At 52.9% G+C, this 23500-nt stretch carries 24 protein-coding genes; 2 read left to right on the forward strand and 22 right to left on the reverse strand.

Annotated features, from left to right (window positions below; all coding sequences use genetic code 11):
• Positions 1-70 precede the first annotated feature (70 nt).
• The 22 genes from KY379_RS02905 to KY379_RS03010 form a co-directional block, all read right to left on the reverse strand.
• Positions 71-994, reverse strand: coding sequence for a hypothetical protein (locus tag KY379_RS02905; protein ID WP_172402849.1), 924 nt, complete (start codon positions 992-994; stop codon positions 71-73).
• A gap of 71 nt (positions 995-1065) precedes the next feature.
• Positions 1066-2310, reverse strand: a complete 1245-nt coding sequence (locus KY379_RS02910; protein WP_084851221.1) for a DUF3150 domain-containing protein — start codon at positions 2308-2310, stop codon at positions 1066-1068.
• Positions 2311-2490: 180 nt separating this feature from the next.
• Positions 2491-2715 (reverse strand): hypothetical protein, encoded by a 225-nt coding sequence (locus tag KY379_RS02915; protein WP_139813935.1) that lies wholly within the window; start codon positions 2713-2715, stop codon positions 2491-2493.
• Between the two features lie 153 nt (positions 2716-2868).
• A complete protein-coding gene (locus KY379_RS02920; protein ID WP_084851223.1) occupies positions 2869-3135 on the reverse strand; it encodes a hypothetical protein in 267 nt (88 codons plus the stop codon).
• Between the two features lie 100 nt (positions 3136-3235).
• Positions 3236-5344, reverse strand: a complete 2109-nt coding sequence (locus tag KY379_RS02925; RefSeq protein ID WP_084851224.1) for a VWA domain-containing protein — start codon at positions 5342-5344, stop codon at positions 3236-3238.
• Positions 5345-5346: 2 nt separating this feature from the next.
• Positions 5347-5562, reverse strand: coding sequence for a hypothetical protein (locus tag KY379_RS02930; RefSeq protein ID WP_084851226.1), 216 nt, complete (start codon positions 5560-5562; stop codon positions 5347-5349).
• Between the two features lie 166 nt (positions 5563-5728).
• Positions 5729-5941, reverse strand: coding sequence for a hypothetical protein (locus KY379_RS02935; protein ID WP_084851228.1), 213 nt, complete (start codon positions 5939-5941; stop codon positions 5729-5731).
• A 159-nt stretch (positions 5942-6100) separates the two neighbouring features.
• On the reverse strand, positions 6101-6919 hold the full coding sequence (locus KY379_RS02940) for a hypothetical protein (RefSeq protein WP_084851230.1): 819 nt from the start codon (positions 6917-6919) through the stop codon (positions 6101-6103).
• Positions 6920-6935: 16 nt separating this feature from the next.
• Entirely contained in the window at positions 6936-8114 is a 1179-nt protein-coding gene (locus KY379_RS02945) for an AAA family ATPase (RefSeq protein WP_172402850.1), read from the reverse strand.
• A gap of 766 nt (positions 8115-8880) precedes the next feature.
• Positions 8881-9315, reverse strand: coding sequence for a hypothetical protein (locus KY379_RS02950; RefSeq protein ID WP_084851234.1), 435 nt, complete (start codon positions 9313-9315; stop codon positions 8881-8883).
• 127 nt (positions 9316-9442) lie between these two features.
• Positions 9443-9814: a hypothetical protein gene (locus KY379_RS02955; RefSeq protein ID WP_102059667.1), complete on the reverse strand. Its 372-nt coding sequence runs from the start codon at positions 9812-9814 to the stop codon at positions 9443-9445.
• A gap of 293 nt (positions 9815-10107) precedes the next feature.
• A complete protein-coding gene (locus KY379_RS02960; RefSeq protein ID WP_084851237.1) occupies positions 10108-10362 on the reverse strand; it encodes a hypothetical protein in 255 nt (84 codons plus the stop codon).
• Positions 10363-10476: 114 nt separating this feature from the next.
• Positions 10477-10935, reverse strand: coding sequence for a hypothetical protein (locus tag KY379_RS02965; protein ID WP_084851239.1), 459 nt, complete (start codon positions 10933-10935; stop codon positions 10477-10479).
• 65 nt (positions 10936-11000) lie between these two features.
• Positions 11001-11945 (reverse strand): PD-(D/E)XK nuclease family protein, encoded by a 945-nt coding sequence (locus tag KY379_RS02970; RefSeq protein ID WP_084851241.1) that lies wholly within the window; start codon positions 11943-11945, stop codon positions 11001-11003.
• Between the two features lie 76 nt (positions 11946-12021).
• Entirely contained in the window at positions 12022-12180 is a 159-nt protein-coding gene (locus KY379_RS02975; protein WP_158242124.1) for a hypothetical protein, read from the reverse strand.
• A gap of 436 nt (positions 12181-12616) precedes the next feature.
• Entirely contained in the window at positions 12617-13873 is a 1257-nt protein-coding gene (locus tag KY379_RS02980) for a hypothetical protein (RefSeq protein WP_084851243.1), read from the reverse strand.
• A 304-nt stretch (positions 13874-14177) separates the two neighbouring features.
• On the reverse strand, positions 14178-15599 hold the full coding sequence (ltrA, locus tag KY379_RS02985; protein WP_033725370.1) for a group II intron reverse transcriptase/maturase: 1422 nt from the start codon (positions 15597-15599) through the stop codon (positions 14178-14180).
• 1259 nt (positions 15600-16858) lie between these two features.
• Positions 16859-18112 carry a ParB/RepB/Spo0J family partition protein gene (locus tag KY379_RS02990; RefSeq protein ID WP_084851245.1) on the reverse strand — a complete coding sequence of 418 codons (1254 nt, stop codon included), beginning with the start codon at positions 18110-18112 and terminating at the stop codon, positions 16859-16861.
• Positions 18105-18971 (reverse strand): ParA family protein, encoded by an 867-nt coding sequence (locus KY379_RS02995; protein ID WP_084851246.1) that lies wholly within the window; start codon positions 18969-18971, stop codon positions 18105-18107. The genes KY379_RS02990 and KY379_RS02995 overlap by 8 nt, the downstream gene beginning before the upstream one ends.
• Positions 18972-19131: 160 nt before the next feature.
• Complete coding sequence (locus KY379_RS03000; RefSeq protein WP_084851248.1) at positions 19132-20745, reverse strand: hypothetical protein; 1614 nt, start codon at positions 20743-20745, stop codon at positions 19132-19134.
• A gap of 161 nt (positions 20746-20906) precedes the next feature.
• Positions 20907-21770, reverse strand: coding sequence for a ParB/RepB/Spo0J family partition protein (locus KY379_RS03005; protein WP_084851250.1), 864 nt, complete (start codon positions 21768-21770; stop codon positions 20907-20909).
• A gap of 51 nt (positions 21771-21821) precedes the next feature.
• Positions 21822-22505 (reverse strand): hypothetical protein, encoded by a 684-nt coding sequence (locus tag KY379_RS03010; protein ID WP_084851251.1) that lies wholly within the window; start codon positions 22503-22505, stop codon positions 21822-21824.
• Between the two features lie 118 nt (positions 22506-22623).
• Here KY379_RS03010 and KY379_RS03015 point away from each other — a divergent pair, with 118 nt between their 5' ends.
• On the forward strand, positions 22624-23004 hold the full coding sequence (locus KY379_RS03015) for a response regulator (RefSeq protein WP_084851253.1): 381 nt from the start codon (positions 22624-22626) through the stop codon (positions 23002-23004).
• A complete protein-coding gene (locus KY379_RS03020) occupies positions 22997-23482 on the forward strand; it encodes a chemotaxis protein CheW (RefSeq protein ID WP_172402851.1) in 486 nt (161 codons plus the stop codon). The genes KY379_RS03015 and KY379_RS03020 overlap by 8 nt, the downstream gene beginning before the upstream one ends.
• Positions 23483-23500 lie beyond the last annotated feature (18 nt).

Genomic DNA, 23500 nt, shown 5'->3' on the forward strand with positions numbered 1-23500 from the left:
TCAGCTCGCTCACCTTCAGGTGGCTAAAGAATTATCGGAGGGGTCGCCGGCTGCGCCCCTCGAACATCCGTTAGTAATAGTCGTCGTAGAGGTAGTCATCGCTTTCGAAGGCGTCCATCAGGGCCTTGGAAATCGGTTTTCTTCTACCGCCTCTTTTGGCAACGACCTCCTCGCTTTCGTCGTCAAACTCAGCAAGGTCTGCATTCAGTTCAGGTTCTGGTACGAAGTCGTCTTCGACCATCTCCTGCACTGGCACGTCGTCAACCACCGGTGGAACACTAACCTCAACAATCGGGGGAGCTGCTGCCATTTCAGGCGCAACAACCTTGACTGCTTTCGGCATGGTCTCAATCGGTGGGAGTCCCATTTCAGCCCTCTTAGCAGCACGCTTTTCACGCATCTGATCCCGCTTGGTGAGTGACCGGATGGTCTCCCCCGTACGGGTGTTGTCGATGAAATCATGCTGTGCAAGAACCTGCAGGAACGCTTTGAGGCAGTACTGGTGATCCTCGTCGGCATCCATCATTCTCAATCGCACGTCAAGGACGCTGATTGAGTTCATTACCAACCAGGAACAAGGATCGTGAAAAAGCGGTTCGATAGCAGCCCTCGCAGAGGTCAGCGTCATTTGCCTATTCAAGTCCCGGAAAAGTTCGCCCTTCTCCCCAAAACGTCTAGCTCCTTTGAATGGTTTACCAACACGTCGATACTCAAATCCGAACGTGTTGCTAACCCATTGCCCATTTACGACGAGAGGGGCTAGCCCTAAGGCTTTCTCCAAACGTTCGATGGTTGCGTTATCTGAACGGGTATCACTGGTAGACATGGCTTCCGCCATATCCTCCTTATCAACCTGAACAGCACCGGGCAGATATCCAGAGGTCGACCACAAGGCCTTGCGATCAAAAACCAGCTTACTGCTGGGTTTCTTCCGCTCTTGCCGAGTTCTAACAGATGGTGTGCGAATTACTTCGCCGAACAAATCAGTTTGCATAGCGCGCTCCGATTGGGCGCACCACTCCCCTAACGGGCTGTGGTGGCCCGTCAGGGTGGGAAGGTTAGAAGTTACATGTAGAAGTCGAGAGCGCCGGTGCTACCGACGTCCTGGGCGGGTACGCTTGAGTCAACGGCCGGGACCGATTCCTCCTGCTTCACCGCAACTGCTTCTGCAACCACGACCGGAGTCGTAGCTTCTTCAACCGGTGTTGCCGCCGTAGCGACTTCAGCCGATGTCGACACAACCGCGGGGGCGGTAGGTGCAGTTTGCTGTTGGGCTACATTGCCTTGAGCAGTAGTGTTTGCAGCTACACCCTGCGGTGCCGAAGCACTGCTGAGGGCAGCCTGAGGCTGGGCAGTAACCGAGACCAGGAGAGTGCCATTCTTCAGGTGGTCAACGACTTTGCGTTGGTCCTTCAGAGCAAGCAGGCAATTCTCAAAGTTCGAAAACTCACCAGAACTCATATGACCCGACTCTGGCAGCTTGTCCAAAATCCCTTTCAGGATTTCGCTAAGCGGCTGAATCAACGGGTGAATGAAGGCCAGCGGAGCCAGCTTTTCAGTCATCGCTCGAGCACGGCGAACCGTGCGCGGGTTCAATTTGATCTGACCAGTGCTAGTGGTCCGATCCTTACTGTCAATCAACTTCCAGATGGCAAGCGCTTCAGAACAGATGTGCTGAACGCATGCACCCATCACGCCTTCACGAAGTGCCACTACGCTGTCGCGCTGGGCCTTGTAGAGTTTTGCGTTAAAGTTCTGATCATCCAGCTGGATGATGTGAACGCTATACGCAAAGGTGATGTTTCTTTCTACTTCTTCCCAAGTCGGCTGACGCTTAACCAACGCTGATGTGAGCTTCGCAACAGTCTTTTGATCAGCGCCTTCCTTGATCGCCTTTGCACCAAGCGCAACCAGGTGTTCCTGGCACATTTTGGTGTAGCGATCCTTGTCCTTATTCTTCAACTCATTCCACTTCTGCTCAAGGGCATCAAGCTCTTCAGTTTTCTCGACAGCCGAGGCGATGGTGTTAACACCGCCAAGATCTGTTTTGATGGAACCGAGCTTATCCAGCACTTCTTCCGCCTGTTCGCGGATGCGGTGATATGGACGGAGGAAATCCTTAGGAAAGATTTTCTCGCACAGCAGCTTACGCGCTTGAGGCGAAAGTTCCCCAACAACCACATCGATGTCTTTCATGTCGATCTGACGATCTTCAGAAATGCATTTGATTTGATGGTTGAGCACAGCAACTTCGGTTTCAGCAGTTTGAGCAACAACTTGAACAGAGTTATTTACGTTTGCATCAGTCATGGTATTTCTCTCGCACCCGCCGGACCACGGGGCAAATTTAATTAACACCCGGGGCCGGAGCCGGGTGTGTATCGAGCAGTGAACTCGAGCAAACACCCGGCGTGAGCCGGATATTTGATCCAACTCACTAGGAGGAGATGAGGCCCCGAAGGGCCCCGAAGACTTACCAGCAGATGCTGGTTAAGCCTGGTCTTGCGGTATGACAGACGCCAACTGTGCACGCAGCCCGATCGAGTACCACTCTGTGAGGAGTGGAATACCTTCAAACTGAGCCGGCATTTCATCACCCGGAAGAGCGTTGAAGCCTACAGTGCACGCTGCATCGATTGCAGACTTTTCAGCTTGCGAACCGGGAGCAGGAACTTTGTTCGTAAATGCGCTAATAGCGCGATCAATCAGATTCATGATTTATCTCGCACCCGCCGTGTCGGGGCATTAGAAAAGCAACACCTGGTCACGGGGCCAGGTGGAATCGAGAAACGATGTCTCGAAAAACACCCAGCAAAGACGGCCATCTGGCCCTCTTGGTTGAGATACGGCTCCGTAGAGCCAGCAGCATCACTCCGCGGCTTTCGCCGCAGCACGTTTTGCTGCTTCAGATTCGCGATCGCGCTCGTACGCAGCCTTCCAACCCTCATTCCAACCTTTCAGAAGGACTGGGGTGGTTTTGACCACATCAGGTGCTTTGTATGGGTACCCGTGGAAACCGGCACTGAAAGCATGACCTTCTACTGTCTCAAGAGAAATTTCCTCAGGTTCCAGTACGTGATCATTGAAAGCCGCGATTGCTACCTCAAGGTAGTCGTAATTGATAAGGCCAGACATAACATCCTCGCACCCTAGCAGGGGGATTAGTGAAAACGCCCGGTGCTACCCGGGCGTTCTGAGGTGGAAACCTCGGAATACCCAGGTGGGTAGTGACTCGTTACATCAACAGCGTTTTGGCTTCAGCCAACAAAGCAGGTGTTACCTCAGAGCAGGATTTAGCAACTGCAAATGGAATACCAGCAGTGGTAAGCCAGTCAGTTCTGACCTTCTCACCAATTACCAAATACACCACACGTATGCCTCCGCTTTCGCAGAAGCGCGTCATCTCAACCGCCTTCTCGACATTCCCAGGAGCACCATCGGTAAGTACGAACATCACTTTCCGATTAGCTTCATGAGTCAGCAGTCTGCGCCCAGCATGGAATACAGCCTCTCCAATAGGGGTATGTCCGCCACCGGCCATTTTCCGGAGGCCGCCAATACGGTTAATTGCAGTTTGCGTGTTATCGCCAAAGCAGCGAACCATGGACATCAGCTCACCGCTTTTAGGCGCAAATCCGAGAACCTCACGTGGGCAACCAATCTGGTCGAAGACCTTTTCGAGAAGCACCACAGATTCCAAGATAGAGCGAAGGGTGCTCGGGGCCATAGCAGCCTCGAACTGAACCTTCTCACCTTTTGCGAATTTCTTGTCGGCCTCGTCCTGAGTGGAACTGGACAGGTCAACAACAACAGAAACAGCAGTGGTCGGTCGCTCTACCTCTTCACTTTGAGTGAAAACACGCACATCGCCCAAGCCAAGTCGGTAGAGATGGTTCTGCCCCAGTTGTCCGCGGGTAGTCGTAAACGACTCCGCTTCTTCCTGCTGCATAAGCAAGCCTTGCAGCTTGCTTGCCAACACCTGAGCCTTCCGGCCCAAGCGCTTCTCCATCTCACGAGCTTCAGGGACGTCTACCGGGCAAATACTCATCCCGTCGACCTTTTCCTTGTGGCCCGCACCACCGCCAAAGCCTTTGCCAGCTTTGCCAGGCTGCTGGTCCAGCTTTCCGTCAATGACGCAATCCGGGGCCAGCGATTTGCCTTCGTAATCAGGGTTTGTACCGCTCTTAACAGACTTGGAAACGGTACTGACAGACTCACCGCCGTCAAACACCTCTTTGTCTCCGAGTCCAGTGGCATTGAGGATCTCGTCAACGATCTCCTTCAAAGAACGGCCATTAGCCGCTTCTGAAGCGCCGGCTTGACCATCCTTGCCACCCTCAGCAGTACCTTGTTGTGCGCTTGCTGCGTCACCAGCGCCGGCATCATCGCCACCCGCAGACTTCGATCCGCCTGGTCCACTCTGGCCGTCAGTCTTATCGCCGCCATTCGGCTGCGACTCACCCTCACGTCCTTCATTTCCCGTTGCATCTCCAGCTTGGGGTTTTGAATCACCTTGCGCGTTGTCTGCACTACTACCCTGCCCTGCGCCTTGCTGCTGTCCATCCGGATTACCCGAATTAGACTCAGCACTCGAGGCGTCTTGACCCGAGCCAGAATCACCGGCCGGCGATGGTTGCCCATTACCTTGAGGATCATCCTGCTTGGCCTCTTCTTTCTTCTCTTCTTCCTCCCCTAGCGCTTTCAGCATCGCGATGATCCGCAGCGTCAAGCTGCCGGCATCTTGAGTAGATTGCACGTTGGGAAATTCGTTGATCAGAATGTCGTTGAGGTTGCCACGGACGTGATCAGCATGTGCACCGAAGTGCTTGTTGAAGTTTTCCTCGATCACCGCTAACGGATCTCGATACTCACTCCACCGATCTACACGCAGATAGCACAGGGCATAGCAGGCAACCGCTTCAGCAACTGATTCGCTACCGTCACGGAACTGCTCGCGCTTGAACAGGATTGACGCCTTACGCCGGAAATAAATCTCAGCCTCTCGCGTCGCTCCTGCCTGTTTGTACTCCATGTATACGTCGTCCAGGGCGTTGAGCAGGAAGCGTGCAAAATCACCATGCTTCGCTGCAAACGCCTGAAAGAACACAACATCAGAGAATTGGATGTGTCCAACTTCATGAAAACCAAAGGCTTTGATGAGGTCGAGATCATCCATCGTCAATGTGACTGGGAGGCTCGGAAGGTAGACACGCTTCCCGTCCGTTCTAGGCTGCTCATTTGAGCCAAAAACGAACTGAATGCCTGTGTTCGACGCGAGCACGCGAAAGAACGAGATCCAGCCTTGTGTGATCGCGTTTTTACTGAAGCTCATCAATGCAGTCATGGTCATTCTCCGATGTGGATTGCTTTCGCTTTCTGATCGTGCGCACCCGCAACTACCCGCATCTTCGCAAGCGAAGCGGAGGGAACACGGTGTTGCGTGTGAATGACTACATCTGCGTAATGAGCAGCAAATTTGCGGTACGCCGACGCCATGCGGCGGTGATACTGAACCATCACGAATTTCGAGACAGCTTGCGCAACGGACTTGAACAGTTTCATGGTATTGCCTCGCACCCGCCGGACCTCGGGGCTAAATGATTAAACACCCGGGGCCGGAGCCGGGTGTGGTTGAGTTCGGAGAACTCGACAAACACCCAGCGTGAGCTGGATGTTTGTTCCAGCTCTCAGAGCAAGAGGCTGTCCTTTCAGACAGCCACGGTTACAGTCAAATCTTACCTTGCAGTAGATCAGCCTCCAGGCGGTGACGCTGAGCCTGATGGCTCACCCGCGGATGCTCTACAGCTGCAGTGGCCAACCGCTCAGCCATACGGCTGAAACGAGCAGCTTGCGCTTCGTGATAGCTAAGCAAAACGAAACCGATCCAGAACTTGTCCAGAGCAGCGTCGATGTGTGCAAAAGCATTTTTCAGTGCGTTCATTTTTGTATGCCTCTCACCTGCCGTGCACAGGGAAAATTGAAAAGAACCCGGGCACGGTGCCGGGTTATACGAGCTCAGTAAGCTCGAGCAAAAACCCGGCGTGAGCTGGGTTTTTGGTCCAGTTCACTGAAGAGGGGCGGCCCCATGACGGGGCCGCAATTAACAGTAGAAATCCAGCGCAGTAATGACTTCCGTCACCTGTACTGGGATCGTTTGTTCAAGCTTGAGAATGCTGCTAAGCAGCCCTGGTGTCTCTAGGTGCCACTGAAGATCTTGCACATCAGTAGCGTTAAAAGGAGTTGCTTGATTGAAGCTCCACGAGTGATCAGATCTAAGCTCGATCACAGCGCCGGCCTTCATGGCTCCCTGCAAAAATGCACGGACATAAAGATCAAGTGATGACTCGCGTGTACGCAGGTGAAACAGGCCTCTTCCGTCAGGTAGAAGCAGGTTGTCACCTAACATACCTCGCGCGTCACAAAGCTCCTTTGCCTTCGTAGTCATGGTCTCCCACAACCGCTCAGGCACGAAACCGAAACTCGTGACAGCTGCACCGAGGCGCAACTCCACATATCTGTCATCGTCACCTGAAATCACCTCAACACCAGCATGGGAAATGGCTTCATGAATTGCCCTCACCCGGGCGAGCCCAGATGAGAATTGCTCAGAAGTCATCGACCGGACATGTGCATATACCCCCCTCAGCGCCAATGGAAACTCCTCTTGGTACAGATCGGCGGGCACCTGCAATTTGCTAGCATCGATCGGCATGTCTCGATAACCATCAGCTCGCGCTTCCGAAATCATCTGACACATGCTTTCCCAAGCTTCGTGAGTTGTGCGATTTGCATACTCCAAACGCTTGGTAATCTTAGGTTCGCCTTGAATCAACTGCCCCTCGTACATGATGCTTTCACGCTTCCCTTGCTGGAGATAACCAGAAAGGAAGCTTCCTTTGGTGTTCACGACGTAAAACATAGAGAACCCCTCCAGATTAAGCAGCGTTAGCCGCAACAGCCTTTGCAGCATCAACATTGTTCTGGATGAACTTATCAGCGACATCACATACCGAATAAGCATGCTCTTCCGGCAGAATGAGATCGCGGCCGAACGTTGACTTAAACAGCTCGATAGCCAGCACTCGGTCAGTCTCCTCCAGGTTGGTGAAGATAGCATCAACAAAGGAGTCATCAGCGTCGCTGTACATCATCCACTTGTAAGCCCAGCGCTGAATCTCGCGGAACGAGATATTGTCACAGGCTTCTTCCATGGCGAACGCTTTCCGGAACCGGAATGCGAACTCAACGAGTTGCTGAATGAAAAGGTCATCCATTTTGGTGACCTTACGTTTTACGGCGTAGGCATCTGCAACTCCTTTCAGAGCTTTCATTTCCTCCTCAGGCGTCATGAAACCCACCTTGAAGCTAGTGAAACGACTGCGAACAGCAGAGTTCTGTGCGTTTACCCCGGAGAACCGGGCGTCACGCTGCTGCTTACCACCGGTGTTGTCAGTTGCGAACAACCGGAACATCGGGTGCTTTACGATAGTCATCCCTCCATCAACATTGAGAAGTTCTCGAGGGTTGAGGTTTGGATCAATACCGTGGTGTTTCAGGTTGATAACGCTGTCACCCTGGAGGATGTCGTTGATACCAACAAGTACACCTGGACGCAGTGTGCAGATTTCGTCGATGTTGCAGGTCAGTCCGTGCCGGTAGGCATAGCTCAGAACCCCATCAACTTCTTGGACGTCACCATTTTTGATGGTCTTGCAACCAAGCAAATGGGTGTCGTCTACACCGGTACTGCCAGTGATGTTAATCATTGGCTTGTTCAGACGATTATGAAGCTGAGTAATCAGGGAGGTTTTGCCCGTCCCCTTATCACCTACCAGCATGTAGCTGGTATCGCCGCCTTTCATGCTCAGCAGAATCCGGCGAACCAGACTCTTGTTGAACACGTGAGCGTCATTTGCCTTAGGTACCAGCGGATGGTCGCCTACGAAGATAGGCAGCATGCCTACTCCTTTAAGCTCCTCAGAGAAACCAAAAAGCTCATGCGCCATTACGGTCTCGACCTTTTGCGAGGCCAATCCCTGGAGGTGCAGAGCTTCGATTTCAGCAACGGTACGTGCAGCAGCGTTGGTGGTTTCAGCATTGATTACGTTAGTCATGATAAAGCCTCTCTCCCGCCGGACCACGGGGAATTTTTAGGTAGCACCCGGGGCCGGAGCCGGGTGAATTTCGAGCAATGAACTCGAGCAAACACCCAGCGTGAGCTGGAGGTTTGGTCCAGATCACTAGGAGAAAGGATGCCCACAAAGGGGCATCCGAATTACAGAAGAATCAAGTGTGTACCCACACCCAGTTGAACCGGGCATGTGTAGAAGCCATCTTCGATCTCAGTGAGATCGTAAGAGTGCAACTCACCTAACCATTTCAGCTGTACAGTCAGAACGTTCCCATTCCGGCTGAGCTGAATGCTGGTATACATACCAACCTCGTATAGATACTCCTGAAACTCCGACTTGGAGATCCGGCATCCACTTGAGGCGCGTCGTACATTCAGCAATGTTTCAGTAGCGACGCCAGTAAAGCCTGGCATCCATTCGGCTGTCATAGACATATTGGTTCCTCGCCGGCATGCGCCGGAAGTTGAATTCCTGACGCAATGCAAGCGTGCTCACAACCTGAGGCTCAGGCTGGTTGAGCAGACCAGATATAACCTGGTGGTGAATTTCGTAGGCTACGGGTTACCTCGTCGTAAGTACCACGACTGTGATACCAATTTGTCGAATACCCATCCCAAACTTTGATCAACCACATTTTTGAGCACCCTGTCTGTAGCGACACTCACCAGAAAGTGGTGTCCGGTCGAATTGAATAGCATCCGGCCGGGGCCGGATGGTTAGTCCAGCCCTAAGGCAAAGTTCTCTGAATTTAGCTCGCGACACGGATCCCAAGAGGAATACCATCGGCATCCCAAAAGTGATGGCTGACCATTCCAGCTTTCAGCTGTTCCTCTGACATCCCTACACGAGATGCCAGCATGCAGCTCTGGAGACCAGAGCTCTGCTGAAGCCGGTTGACCTGAGCCCAGAACGACGGTGCTGGCAGACATTTAGCGTCCATCAACGGGTAAGGTGTTTCCACCGAACCGTCCACTTCAGCCTCAGCAGCCAGAGAACCATCCTTCACACCCTGATCAAACCCCCGCGCCCATTCATCATGGTCACGAGTATCTGATTTAAAGGGATTATCTGATAACGCCCCCTGTTGCAGCGCGGCCAAGCGGCCGGCTTCCCAGGGTGTTATCAGGTCATTCGCGAGCGCGACGAAGAGTACAACGTCGCCGCGGAAGTTTTTAGTGTTCATTGCAAAGCGCTCCTACCCGCTGCAGACGGGAGATAGAGAAAAAAACGCCCGTCTGCAGACCGGGCGTGGATTTGCCGACGCCCGGCAACAGCAATGCTGTACCGGCCGTTTAAACGACCTGACAGCGTTAGCTGTTTAGGTAACCGTAATGCTTCATCTCCATTTCAGCCGCAGCAATGGCAACTGAAAGTACTTCACCAGTAACAACACCGGCAGCGGTCAGCCACAAAGGTGACTGGATGCCATGGAAGAAGTAGACATAAAGCGAAAAACCAGAAATCACCCATTTAGCATATTTGGCAAGCAGCACCGCCACGTAGGTCGGTTTTACAAGCCAATGCTTCATAGGTCTCTCCGAGGTAATAGTCGAAGCAAAAAACACAAAGACCAAAACAAGGCGAAGACGATCAACTGGCCCCATCAGCTTCCTCTTCAAGCTGAAAACTGTTGAGGTAACTGAATTACGGATATTAAGCATGTTGCAGATAAATTTTGACATAATGATCACCATTTTATTATTAGATTTTGTTTTTATAGAGTGCCGCGACCCTCCCAAAACCTAACAACCCCAAAGGGAGAGTTAGGCCCTTTGGGAGGTGTATCCTTGCAGCTCCCTCAATTAAGAGGGGGGGGTGTGTCTGAACGGTGGCATGAAGCTTTTGCCGTTCCTTTCGCAGTAATCGCAACGTAACCAGACCAAGAAGGCCAAAAATAGTATCGCCATGATAGCTGTGAATGACATAGTGGAGTCCTTTAGTTGATAGAGGTTGAGGTCTTACCCGCAACAACTATCTAAGGCCCACGAACCTTCCTTTTTCTGCCGCGTTGAGCTTTACGCTTTCGCGCTCTTCTCTGCTGCAGTTTCTTTTTTCTGCTCTTCCTATTGGACGCTGGTGAAGACTTGGTCAGCATTACTGCGACCATCAGCACTGAAACAAAGAAAACAACCTTCTGTTCCTGAGGAGTCCACCCATCAAATAAGGAGGCAGATACTGTACCCATGATTGCTGACACGATCGCCAGCATCAGGTTTTTGATGTAATTCATCATTACCTCCAGTGACGCCGTCGCGTGTTAGATGAACACTCCCGGGGCGTCCCGCCGGAAGTATTTACTTCCGGCCCGAGGGCTGGATTTAGCCCATCGACTGATGGAACTTCCTTAACTCGCCTGAACTTGATTAAAGTCCATTACGAGTTGATTTTTTTGATGCTGACGCTGGGCAACCCTCACTTCAAGCCTTTGACGCAGTTGTGCTCGAAGCGCTTCACGCTGATGTGGGCCAACCCTACGAACCCAAGAACCCAAATAGTGCCTACCCTCATGTTCCTTACGCATCTCTGCTGTAAGAAGCCTGTGAGTGAGCACCTGGGAGTTAGGGCACCAAACCACATTAATTCCCTCAGCGCCGTCTGAGCTTTCGATCAGTTCAGTGTGTTTGGAAATATAAATCTGACGCTCCATCTGGCTCATCTTCTTCAGCGCCTCGCAGAGGTACTCGCCTTGCGCATGATATTGGATCAGCAGAAACGATCCGATCTTACGGTTGGCGTCTTCATCTTTGCGACGTTTATCGATGGCACGCTGGGCGTACCGCTCCATCAGAACTGACTCACGCATTTGTCACTCCGAAGGGCAGCATTCCCCAATGGGGCAATGTTGGTTGCCCTATTGGGTAAATATTATTAAACCAGGTCCGCAATTGTGAGCGCCCCCGGAATTCTGTATCCACGCTTTGAACCTTCCAAACACAAACCTGCATAGTCGCATCGGGTCTGACTGTCACATGGCGAATTGTAAGCAGCACCAGATGTACGATGAAATTCACCGCGCCTGATACGACCTGCAACCACTAGAGCATAATCAAATGCCTCCTCGACATCACTTCGTGTCCTTTTAGTCCATTGCACTGGCTGCCACATGGCTTTCATGAGCGAATCAGAATCGGTCTTCGACATATTAGGCTTCAACCCGGAGGCGAATCCACATGCCGCTGGCTCTTTGATCCCAAGTGATGCACAGGCCAACCTCACTGCTTCCCAGTAATACGTCAGTTGCAAAGCAATGCCTGCAAACAGAGCGCCTTCTTTGGTGGCAGCCGTTTTCCAATCAAGAATTACGGTATCTCCCTTTTTAGCGACCAGTTCACCATTAAAAATGATGTCCTTTTCCGCAACACCGACAAAGTCGATTACCAGGTTTAGATATGTGTTGTGCCCTATCTTTAGCCTAAATGCTCCCTCAATAATAACTGGTCGAAGACCGAGGTTATCGTAGAACGAAGGGAACTGTTCAGCTAACCGCTTACCGATAGTCTCGTTGACCTCTCGCGTCTTAGACTTTGCCATGCTTATTAGGCCTGACATAGACAAACGGAAAAACTCTTCAGAGAAGTGTCTCGCCATTTCGTCGCGATTGATATAGCCCTTGATGAACCCTTCAATAACCCAGTGCAAGGCAGAGCCAAACACTAGATTCAACGGGGTCGCCTCAGGCTTAACGCGAGCTCGGTAGTAACCAAGTGAACGATTGCAAACCTGAGATTTCAGTATCTGCGTTGGGGAAAGATCTACAACCAAGTCATCAGAGACGGGATTGAAAATATACCCGGGATTAAAATATGCAGTCATGCTCTCACCTTTTTCGAGCGCGCACGACATGCCCAAGGGCAGTGTGAGTGCCCTTGAGGGAAATTTGAATGTTTAGTTAGAAAGGAGATTCGTCAGAATCTTCCTTTTCATTCCTCAGTTCCGAACAGTCATCGTGCTCGTGCGATAAGAAGCGCGCTTTAGCGTGCTCAAATTCGTCACCAGCTTGTTGCACCCAGAGAGGTGGAACATTTACGAGTTCAACTTGAAAGGACATGAAGAACCTCCTATATCCTTGACTGCACCAAGGATAAGCTCAAAGAGTTTACCCGTGCAGGGGATTGGCATAAGCCGGAGGAGCCATAATCAGGACTGTAAACACAGCTGAATTGGCAGAGATACTCGATCCTGGGACAAATCTACTGAAACGCGAACGTTACAGGAAATGCCTGGTATCTCAGAGATAGGGAATCGCCAGAAAGCGGTTCCAAAATGGTTCCAGCATTGTCTGTGCTCAACAGGCCAAGAATTAGCATGGCAAGTATCACACCCTGAAAAACCTCATAGAAATGCTATGACGTAGGTCAGGTTAGCTCTCAGAGAGGGCTAGTAGGACACGCCAATGCTGCCGCAGCTTCGGCCGATCGTCAAGCCAAAATGCAGGTACAAAAAAACCCCTGGCAGCAATAGCTGTCCAGGGGTTCTTCTAGCCTTCACGCCACCATAGCCAGCGCCGAAAAACTCTCGTTAGAGAGCTTCTTGACGTGGCCGGTAGGTGTGAACACACCGCCCTCTTGGGCATGGGTACGCAGATAGTTGAAACGTTCCGCCAGGGGCATTTCCAACACCTTGCTGTTGACCACGATGTCTTCCCAGTCAGGACCTTTCGCTTCCATCGTTGGGAAAGTATCGGGGAGCATCAGACAAACGCGGAAACCTGCACGCATCAGCTCAACAAAGAGCTTGAACATGTAGGTTTGCCCGTCACCATGCCGCTCGCGCTTTTCGTTGTAAGGGTCGTGGTCGGCCCAGAGAACGATGTCGTCGAATTCTTCACGGTTGACGTAGAGACCAGGCAGAGACGTACAGCTATTGGCAGCCCGCACGCTCTCCCCTGTTACCAGATGAAGCGCCCACCCTTTCTCGACACCTTCACAGATATGCAGTGTTCTGCACTCTGGGATGGTAGCAACTGCGATGGGAGTCTTCGACCAGTTGTCCAAACCTGAACATACCTTTTTAGGCTTTTGAACCTGAGGGTGCTCGAGCTTGCGTCCATCTTCGGTCAGGTAGATACGATGAAGATTCATCAATCGACCCTGGCCGTTTTTGAACGCCGAGACGATCGCCGGGAAAGTACCGATCACTTCCTTTACCCGCTTACCATCAACGACACGAGTGACGTTGTAGGGAAGCGCTGGGTGGAACCAAACATCGCCAATGGCTTTGTTGAGTGGAATCCCACGACGACGGAAATACATCCGACCTATCCGAGCATCAGGATGACCGAGATGAAGCAGATCCTTGACTATCTCCTTCAGCGCTGCGGTCTTCCATTTGACTTGGTCAGCGGTAGAGCGGGGACGCTGGCGCTGGGGAGCAGGAGCTGCCTTTGCCTTGTACGCCGCGCTACTACCACCAAAGGCCCGTTTGATCTCATGACAGACTTCGACAAAACTTCTGCCTACACCTGCTTGGATCAACAGATTAAACGGGCTCCATCCATCCTGGTTGCAAGAACAGATGGCCCGTCCCTCATGGTCCGACTTTTCAGAAAACCTGAAAGAATCACGGCCGCCGCCTTCCCGATGACGCTCTGGGAATGGGCAGTCAACACCGTAACCGAGTTTCCGAATTGCCGGCACGAGGATGGGTGATATACGTTCGATGACGTTCAACCAACCACCAGCGTGCTCAACAATATCGATAACCTCGTCCTTCAAAGGAGGTCGTTTATTACTATCTGACATGGCTAAGACTCCTAGAAAAAAGAGGCAGCCATGTCCCAAAGGGCAATTGGCATGCCCTAATGGGTTGTGTGTTACGTGAATGCGGATTTTTAAAGAGCCCATGAACAGCAATAGCTGTACAAGGAACCTTCGACAGGATCTGAATGCGAAATTGCGCATGCGGAAACTGGCAAAAAGAACACTTACGACGCTACTGCTGTCTGGCCGATGATTCAAGAACACGATGTACCAGAATCGAGTAGGAGGCGGGCTCACACCCGCCGTCCTCTCACACCACCGTGCGTACGGTTCCGTACACGGCGGTTCAAGCTATGCGGCTAAGCCGGTTGATCGTATCCAGTATCGAGACCAGTCCGAGTCGATCCCATAGCTTCTTCGGCAGCGCCTGATTCATATGTGGCGCCCCCGAGTTCCACCACGGGCCTCGGCCGTTACAGACCGATTTACAGGCACGCTCTTCGCTTAAGCCCAGACGCATCAGGTTGCGCGCCCTCGTAGAGGGCTGCTTCCATTGGCGCCAGATGGCACAGCGGAGTTTGTGCCTGATCCAGCCATCCAGTTCCTCAAGTGGCCGTTTGCTCTGGCTAAGCTTGAAGTAACCCGCCCAGCCTCGCAGGACAGGGTTTATCCGCTCGATGGTATTCGTCATCTTGCGACCCCGTGCACCGCGTAGCAGCTCTGCGAGCCGGTCGCGCAGGCGACCCAGGCTCGTCGTTGCCACCCGCAGCCTTGGCTGCTGATGCCAGCTCATCCCATAGCCCAAGTAGTCACACTTCCAGGCTCTCGCGACTCGACTCTTCTTCTGATTCACCGTCAGTTTCAAACGTTGATTCAGGAAGCGTTCGACACTGGCCAGTACCCGTTCGCCCGCCCGAGGACTGCGCACATAAATGTTCGCATCATCGGCGTAGCGCACGAAGCGATGACCCCGCCGTTCCAATTCGCGGTCGAGCTCATCCAGAAGGATATTCGACAGCAACGGCGAAAGCGGGCCGCCTTGCGGCGTCCCCTCCTGCCGTGGGCTGACGACACCGCCCGACATGATCCCGGCTTCAAGGTAGCGGCGGATAAGCCTGAGTACGCACTTGTCTTTGATCCGACGTTCGATGCAGGCCATGAGGATGTCGTGATTGACCCGATCGAAAAACTTCTCCAGATCGAGTTCCACGCACCAGCGGTGTCCCGCTGTCACATGAGCACGAGCCATCTCGATGGCTTGATGCGTACTTCTGCCCGGACGAAAACCATAGCTGTAGTCCGAGAACAGTGGGTCGAAGATAGGTGTGAGCTGCTGCTGCAGTGCTTGCTGGATCAGGCGATCCACGACGGTGGGGATTCCCAGTTGCCGTGTGCCGCCCTGCGGCTTGGGAATTTCAACCGCTCGCACTGCTTGGGGATGGTATTCACCGGCCAGCAACCTGGCTTTGAGGGTTGGCCAATACTGTTTCACGTAGCCCGCCAAGTCAGCGACCGTCATGCCATCGGCACCCGGAGCCCCCTTGTTGCTAACCACGCGTTGATACGCACGCCTGAGGTTGGCCGGTGCAAGCACCCGCTCCATCAGCGTGTCCGGCTCCGCGTTCGTCCACGTCGCTGACGCCGCCGGCACCTTTGCACTGTCAGGCATCACCCTCGGCTTCTGGCCGGGATTCGGAGTGACAGATTCCGTTGTAGGAAATTTCTGCATTACGGCTACCAACGAGACAGTGACGCCTACTAGCGGCATAACCTGTTCGGCCCTTGGTGGCGCGGTTATCCGCCACTTACTACGGCTTCGGCTGACTTCTGCACGTTCATCCCGTCGCCTCTCGACGCTCGGTAGCACATCGGCAAACGTGCAGATCTCCCAGGGTAATTCGCGCGACCTTCCTGCTTATGCCTGTCGGATTTACGTCACAGCGCCCCGTGCAAGTATTGGGCTTTGGCGATTGTTGCCGCCTGACCCCGCTGTGCCGCCTGATCCGCTTCCTGTTCGTCAGGCCAGCATTTTGCCTCGGGCTTCCTTCAGATTCGCAGTCGCCCGCGACACCCTTGCCTCCGGCTAACACTTCCCCTTGCCGGGTGTGTAGAGGACTTTCACCTCCAAGTCACCCGCTCGGCCACCATAGCCAAGCAGGTTGCGCTTGCGCGCAACGCGCCATGCCTGGCGCACAACGAAAAAGACCCTGACGCAGAGCGACAGGGTCTTGATCGAAACGCTGGGCCTGGGCACCTCTCCTACAGCCTTGAGAAAGGCTGCACGAGGGGTACCCAGATAGAGTCATAGGTGAGGAGAACCATTTCAAGACCTTCGACACATGGTGTGAAGGTGGAGCAACCAAATATTGAACTGCGCATCAAGAGCTGAAATCAGCAAAGAGCAGCGGCGAACATTATTTGGAGCAACAAATGCGATCAACATCGAACCTGGTTAAAGGTCGAAACGCACCTCTCAACTGGAAATATGATTCCCAATTGAGGTCTTAGGTATCGTAATCGAGACGGCGTTCTGCGACAAACTAGTGACGAATGATGAGTGCGAAAGGACTCACACAAACGCCAAAAGCCAAGCAGACAAGCCACATGCAAACAACAGCAGCGATGGACAAGTTCGCGAGGTGGCGAATGATGTGAAAACACCAAACGGCAAGTCGCAGGCAGCAATCGGATAGATGACAACCTAAGACGATGACTTTTTAAAGAGCGGTAAAGCTAAAAGGGAACGCAACAAGATCGAAATCAAGCTGCAGACCTTTAAAACAAAGGTCGAAATCTGAGAAGAATTAGCAACTCAGACAGACCACCTACAAAGACCAGACGAAATGTCGCAGGTCCGAGAAGGCTGTGATCAGCGCTTGAGAAATATCTCAAAGCACGGGGACGATCACTAGAAAACGTCCTCAGACTACGACCCCAGGCCTAGGTAATCAAGGTCGCATTGGCGCAAAATTTGAATAAAAAAAGGGGCCCTATAAGGCCCCTTGATAAGTTTCCGCATGCGAAAACTTACTCATCTTCGTCTTCGATCTGCGCGAGTTGGGCCATGGTGAGGACCTCGATACTGTCGAGATCAAAGAGCCCTTTCACCTGCTTGCTGCCCTCCAGATAGGAAACCATGCCCTTGCTTCCTTCGCCGCAAATGTAGTTCGTCAGCAGCTCGCCGGTGAAACGCCTCTTAGCAGTTGAGACCCTTACTTGGATGACTATCTGGTTGTGAGGGATCTCACGGACCTCACCCTTTCCTAGCTTCTTCCGCGACTCAGGCGGATTCGGTTTTCCCGGGTTCTGACCGTTGACTGGTGGGATTTCCTGGTTCCCAGCTCCGTTAAAAGTTTCCGCATGCGAAATCTTTTCCGAGTCAGAGCCGCTACCCCCATTGTGGTTAGGATCAGCTGCGTCCTGCTGATGTCCTGTCGATGGTGGATTACGACTCCCCTGCCCTGCCTCGTCCGCCCCCTTCTGATCAGGCGAACCGCCTGGTTGCTGATTGGCCGGATTGATAGGCATCACATTGCCGCCGGCAGCAGGCTGCGCAGGAGGTGTCTGTGTGGGCGGCGGCTGAGAACCACCGCGGGCAATTTTTAGCTGCTCACGGACTTCCTGTCGGCTGAGCCCTGCCTCGCTGCGTGCTTGCTCGACAAGTTGAAGATACAAGCTGGGTTTCAAGTCGCAAATCTTCGAAAGGGTATGAATGACCTCCGAGTCAGAAGTAACGTCATCCTCGATCAGGGCGGCCAGCTCATCAGGTAGCGTTGCTAATGCCAGATGTTTTGACACCCAAGACTCAGGTTTCTTACAAGCCTCTGCAAGATCCCGCCCGGTTCCCTTTTTGCCCTCTTCCTTGAGCTGTTCGCGCAACTCAACCAAGCCCGCCGCGATCTCAATTGGGGTAAGGTTTTCGCGGTGAATATTTTCAGATAGCTGAGATGATGTTGCCTTAGCTTTGGTACGAACCGTGGCGTCTACAATTGCCGCAATCTTAAAGTCACCACCGATCAGCAGGGCTGCTCGCAGACGGCGCTCTCCCTTCTGCAGCAAGTAGGTTCCTGTGGTTGAGTCAAGTGGTGAGACAACGATAGGCTGATGCTGGCCATCGTCTTTCATTGACTCAGCCATTTCCTCGATGTTCTTGAACTTCCTGCGAACCTGCTTCTCGACACGGACCTTTTTCGGGTCGAGCATAAGAACAGTGCCTACCTGAACGTCCTGGGACATGGTATGGACGTCAGCCAGGTTCTTGAACCTGGAAAGATCACGCATTTGTTGTTACTCCTTTCTGCTTCGCGTTCGGCGTCGCTCGGGGTTTGAGTGGCTTCGCACCGATAAGGGCCGAAATTTCCTCCATAAGCGAAATCATCATCTTCCCAGTCTCTCGCTGCGCGCCAGTTGCCCGGTTTCTCCACACAGGCACACCGTCGCGCAGTGCATCATCGATGGCGCCATTCGTTGGCACCTTAGTGGTAAGGATTTTCAGGTTACCAGCTGCTGCCTGCAATTCTGCAAGTGCTTCGGCATGAGCTTTAACTTTCCGCATGCGGTTGCAGATGATTCCTGTGATTTTGATTGGGTCATCCACAAGGTTCTGCATTTCGGCCAGTGTTTCAAGAACGCTTTCAACGCCGGTGACCGCGAAGGCAGCGAGCTCGACTGGAATGAACATAAAATTGCTCGCAACGCTGGCTGCGGTCAGCTTATTGCCGTGGGCCGGAGGCGTATCGATTACGATGTAATCATAATCCTCCAGAAGGACCTCTAGATTCGTAGAGAAATTGATGACGGCAGCGCCCAAATCCATGCGCTCAACGTTGACGAGCTCAACGTCTCGGTCGAGGGAATAGATCAAGTCCACTTCCATAGGTGTAGGAAGTGGCGCAAATGCAATGGGCTTGTCGCTGAACATATGCACCGAGCGGTAGCCATTCGTACGGAGCGCCCGGCTCATAAAACGGCTCGAAAGGTTACCTTGTGGGTCGAGATCAATTGCCAAGACTCGATAACCTTGCTCGGCCAGGTGACACGGGATGTGATAACACATAGTTGTCTTCCCAACCCCGCCCTTTTGGTTCTCAACCACGACAACCTTTGCCAGCCCGGTGTTACGACGCTTACGCTGAGACATGAATTGCTCCTTTTTCAGATGCAGTTCAATGTAACCGCACTGCGGGCATTTTCAAGGAAAAAACCCCGCATGCGCAAATCTTTTTTATTTTTTCCCGCATTGCGGAGGCGCGTCGTTCAGGTGGCGTCCGAAAAAAGATTCTGCATGCGAAAACATTTGGTCAGATCGGAACCTGTGTGCTGCGTACCTGGACGTTTGATGTCGACGTGGTCTGGTTCAGGTAGCTCACCCGGGTTGCTGCTTCGTCCTTATCGTAATACCGACCGCAGTAGATGAAGTACTCCCCTGCCCTATTGCTGCGCGTCGGCTCGAAGTCGGTGATCCCATAAGCCTTGAGGTACTCCTGAAATTTGAGCCAGCTACCCTCGTCCTTGTAAACGTAGAAGACATCAAAAACCGTACGAGTTTTTGGAGCTACGACAAGGGGAGCAACTGATGCAGGTGCAGCTGGAGCGGACACCCTGCCGCCAGCAAGTACAGCACCGCCGATCTCATCATTGCTCACAGCGGTGGGCGTAGAATCGGTTTTGGGCTCGAAACGATTGATAGTTAGGACTGGTGCAGCAGGAGACGGCTTGAGAGGCAAAACAGGTTTGCTCGGTGTAGGTGCTGGCGCTACTAGAGGTGTAGTTGAGCTACTACCACTGTAAACGGAACGACCAGTGACCACCGGTGCCACCACGCTTGCTTTCGCCATTTCGGTAGTGGCTGTAAGTGAAGCCAGTTCTGTGCGCGCTCGAGCAATGATGTCCGTTTTTGACCTGGCTGCTTGAGCGTTCACGTCAGCAATCCGCTGTGCCTTTCTTGAGTCTGCCTCAGCACGTGCACGGCTAAGCTCAGAGTTCTTGGCCTGAACGTAGTCAGTACCCGATGGAGATAGCCCCGCCTGTATGCCCGCAGTTGATGTCTTCAGCTCATGCCCTAGCTTAGCCAATCGTTCGACCTCTGCCTGAGCGAGAGTGACCTTTGCTTGCTGGTTTCGAAGGGTCAAATCATCAGTGCTACGAGCTTTTACAGCCTGAGATTCAAGCTCAGCAATTTGCCGTTTCAACTCCGAGATCTGGGTTTCGAGGGTGTTCAGGCGACCAGCTGATTCGATACGAAGTCCCTCAAGGGCCTGGGACTCTTGGTCAAACCGCAGTTTAGCCTGTCGCTCTGCTTCAGCATTGGCTACGGCAAGGGTAAACCTCTGCTCATCGAAACGCTTCGTTTCCTCCAGTCGAGCAGCGCTATCAAGGCTCCGCCGGCCTTCGATGTCCTGGGTTATCTGGTCCTCAATGGCCGAAAGGTCTTTAGCGGAGGTTGCTTCGATGCTGGCTATCTGGTGGGCTGTCTTGCTCTCTACTTCTAATAGTTCCTTGTCACGGCGGTTCTCAATCAGTGACTGCTGGATTGCAAGCTTTGACGCCGCTTCGGCGACCCTGGATTGTGATGCTCGAGATGCTTCCTGGTACTCATGAATTCTGCCGGCTTCAGTGTCAGACGCCGGGGCATCACTCACGCCAGCCTCATAAGCTCGCGCATTGAGTCGAGCATCAAGATCACGCCGTTTCCGCTCGAGCTCATCGATCTGGTTTTGGTAGTCGTTGAACCGTCGCTGGTAAAGCATCTGGGCTTCAGTGTACTTCTGGGATCCCAAAGCATCCTGAAGACGATCGTCATACTGACTTTGAGGCTCGATGGCAGCGAGCTCAGCTGGCTTGGATGCAAATGACCCGCAACCAGCAAGGCTCAACGCCGCAGCCATGACCGTCAGCTTGAAAACATTTCGCATGCGAAAAGATCCTGAAGCAAAGGAAACCGCCTCCTGACGATCATGCCCGCTTACTGAGGGACAGGGATGGCATGTTCTTGGGGAGGAGGGCATCAACAACGAATCCAAATGGTATTTATCTAATAGTGGAGAAGGGGTGGCCCAAATCGACAAATTGGGGATCAATTTTCTAAATCGGCATCAATCTCGATTCCCAGGCGCTCTAGGAGGCCAGAGAAAATCTCAGTACCTTGCGCGATGAATCCTAGCTCCCAGTTACCCTTAGGGGTTCGTCGGACTATGCATGAGATGCCTGTAACCTCTGAGATCTCACGCTCGAGCCGCCGGAGATCCGCATCTTCGTCAGAAAGCCTCACTGGCTCAGGTGCTTTCTTGGTGATTGCGTAGACCGCATTTTGGATCTGGAGTACAGACCATTCCAGGCGGATGGCTCGCTTAGCTATAGCGCGCTGGTCTGACTTTAGGGGGAGGGAACAGAGAGGCCGCGCCTGGCCAAAAGTCAGCTTCTTGTGGATCAGGGCATCCCGGACGGTAATGTCCAGCTTCAACAAGCGAAGGTAGTTGGAGATGTGAGCCCTGCTTTTGCCGATCTGACGGGCAATCAGGTCATGGGAGATGCCAAACTCGTTCTCCAATTCCTGGTAAGAAGTCGCCTCTTCTATCGGATTAAGGTCAGATCGCTGGAGGTTTTCTATCGCAGAAATGAACAGCGCCTGCTGGTAGGTGTAGTTCCCTACCTCGCACTTCACTTGCTTCAAGCCGATCCGTTGTGCCGATCGCCAGCGGCGTTCGCCAGCAATAATGTTGTACCCATGACCTGTGCTCCGAGGTACTGCAATGATGGGCACGACGTTGGTCCCGGCGGTACGCATAGACCCGTCCAGTTCATCCTGGGACTTCTCATCGAAGTATTTACGCTTCTGCCACTGCCCGGGAAAAAGCTCGTCAACCCCAATATCCATGAGGGTTGTAGCTACTTTCTCGATGCCTAATGTAGCTAGCAATTTGGGGTCAAAATGTTCCACGTGTATCAACTCATTTTTCGTGTAACGGATACACAGGTATACCCGACGCAGTTATTTTTTCAAGATCATGCTGCAGCGCGCTTGCTCGATCGTAGTGTCCTCAATCAAGCCCCACGGCTTCGGAGAAGGCCTGAACCTAATAAGCAGGCCGGACTCTGTGCCCCTCTCAGTGAAAGCGAGTGGCTGGGCAATGAACCGGCCATTGTCGTCTGGTAGAAAGCCATTGACCACAAAAGCATCGAGGATAGGTTTGCACGCAGCAGCAACGGACTCGTGGTCAAGGAGATTTGACTCAGGAGTGATGTAAACCTCCTCGACCAAGACTGGATACGCCGCATTAGCCGTCCAATCGTTCAATGTGCTGCGAGCCTGTAGCCTCAGGGCCTCCACGCGCTTTGTCCAAGTGGTCTTGAGGGCAGTGCTGCTGGCGTCGTGCATGCGAAGCATCACGTTCAAACTGAGGAGGAGGGCGCCGGGAAAGTAAGCAGTCAGGGAGTTCGATATTGGATCGTAAACAAGCCGATCGCCCCGGCCATCCATGTTCGCCTCCCTTACCTTGCGCATGCGTTTTGTTGCCTGGCTTTCTTTCCGTGGAGGCGACCCTTGATCAATCTCAGCACTGGATACAGAAGGCTCAACAGCACGCCCGGCAGACAGATGGACTCCCTGCCTGGCTAGTCGCTCAAGGAACTTGGGGTCATTGCTGAACGCAGCGCGGTGATTAGCTTTGGTCATGAGGTGCTCCCAAAGCTAGGCAGCATAACGACCAAGAAAAATATTCCCTCTGAGATGACCCTCTTAGCCGAAATGGTGCACCTCGCCAGCACTATTAAGGCATACGAGAGGATTCCACATGTCCAAAATACGGTCCGTATGCATCGTCGACGATGCTATTGGCATGCGCAAACTTGGTATCTCGCTGCTTGAAAAGCTCGGGTATGAAGTACATGTCGCTGAGAATGGTTACACAGCGCTCACGGTGATTCGCGAGACAAACCCCGACGCCTGTTTCATTGACCGCGAAATGCCCGAGTTAGACGGCCTACGTCTAATCGAGCTGCTCCGCGGTTGGGGAGGCTGGGGAGATAAACCCATCGCGATGCTTTCTAGTGCGAGCAGCGTCTTCGACCAGCAGACCGGGCTTCTCAGCGGAGCAGATATCTATCTGACCAAACCGTTCACCCGGGCAAAGCTGGAGCATGCCCTGATCGAGATGGATGAACTTCTTGACTAATCAGAACCCCAGAGGCGGCTTGCATTTCGCCGGTTACCGTATCGGTGAGACGTTTTGCCTCAGCCCTTCGAGCGCAATCATCGCAGTCGACGAGGTACCCAAAGAGCTAAACCAGATTCCTGGGACTAAGCCGTGGCTGATGGGCGCAGGTCGCCTAGATCGCCAGCTGCTGCCTTTCGTAAACATATCCCGATTCTTGAACATTTCACGCGATCCAACACAAGCCGCGGTCGGTACCGCTGCGCTATTCGTGAAGGGAGGGGAAGGGGTAGGGAACGTCGCACTTGTCGTGGATGAAATATGCGAATTCATATTGGCCAGTGAGCTGAGGGATTGCGATCAAAGCGGCTTCAAAATCCCACCTGGCCTTGGAAAAAGTATGCGCAAGGCAGTTGTTGCGAAAGGGCGCACCTGGGCCCTCATAGACCTGCCGGCGCTCATAGCAGACGACAAGCTGCAGAACGTTGACCTCACTTGACCTGACCCGAGATCGTAC

Source organism: Pseudomonas sp. HD6422 (assembly GCF_025377065.1).
GTDB classification, from domain to species: domain Bacteria; phylum Pseudomonadota; class Gammaproteobacteria; order Pseudomonadales; family Pseudomonadaceae; genus Aquipseudomonas; species Aquipseudomonas putida_U.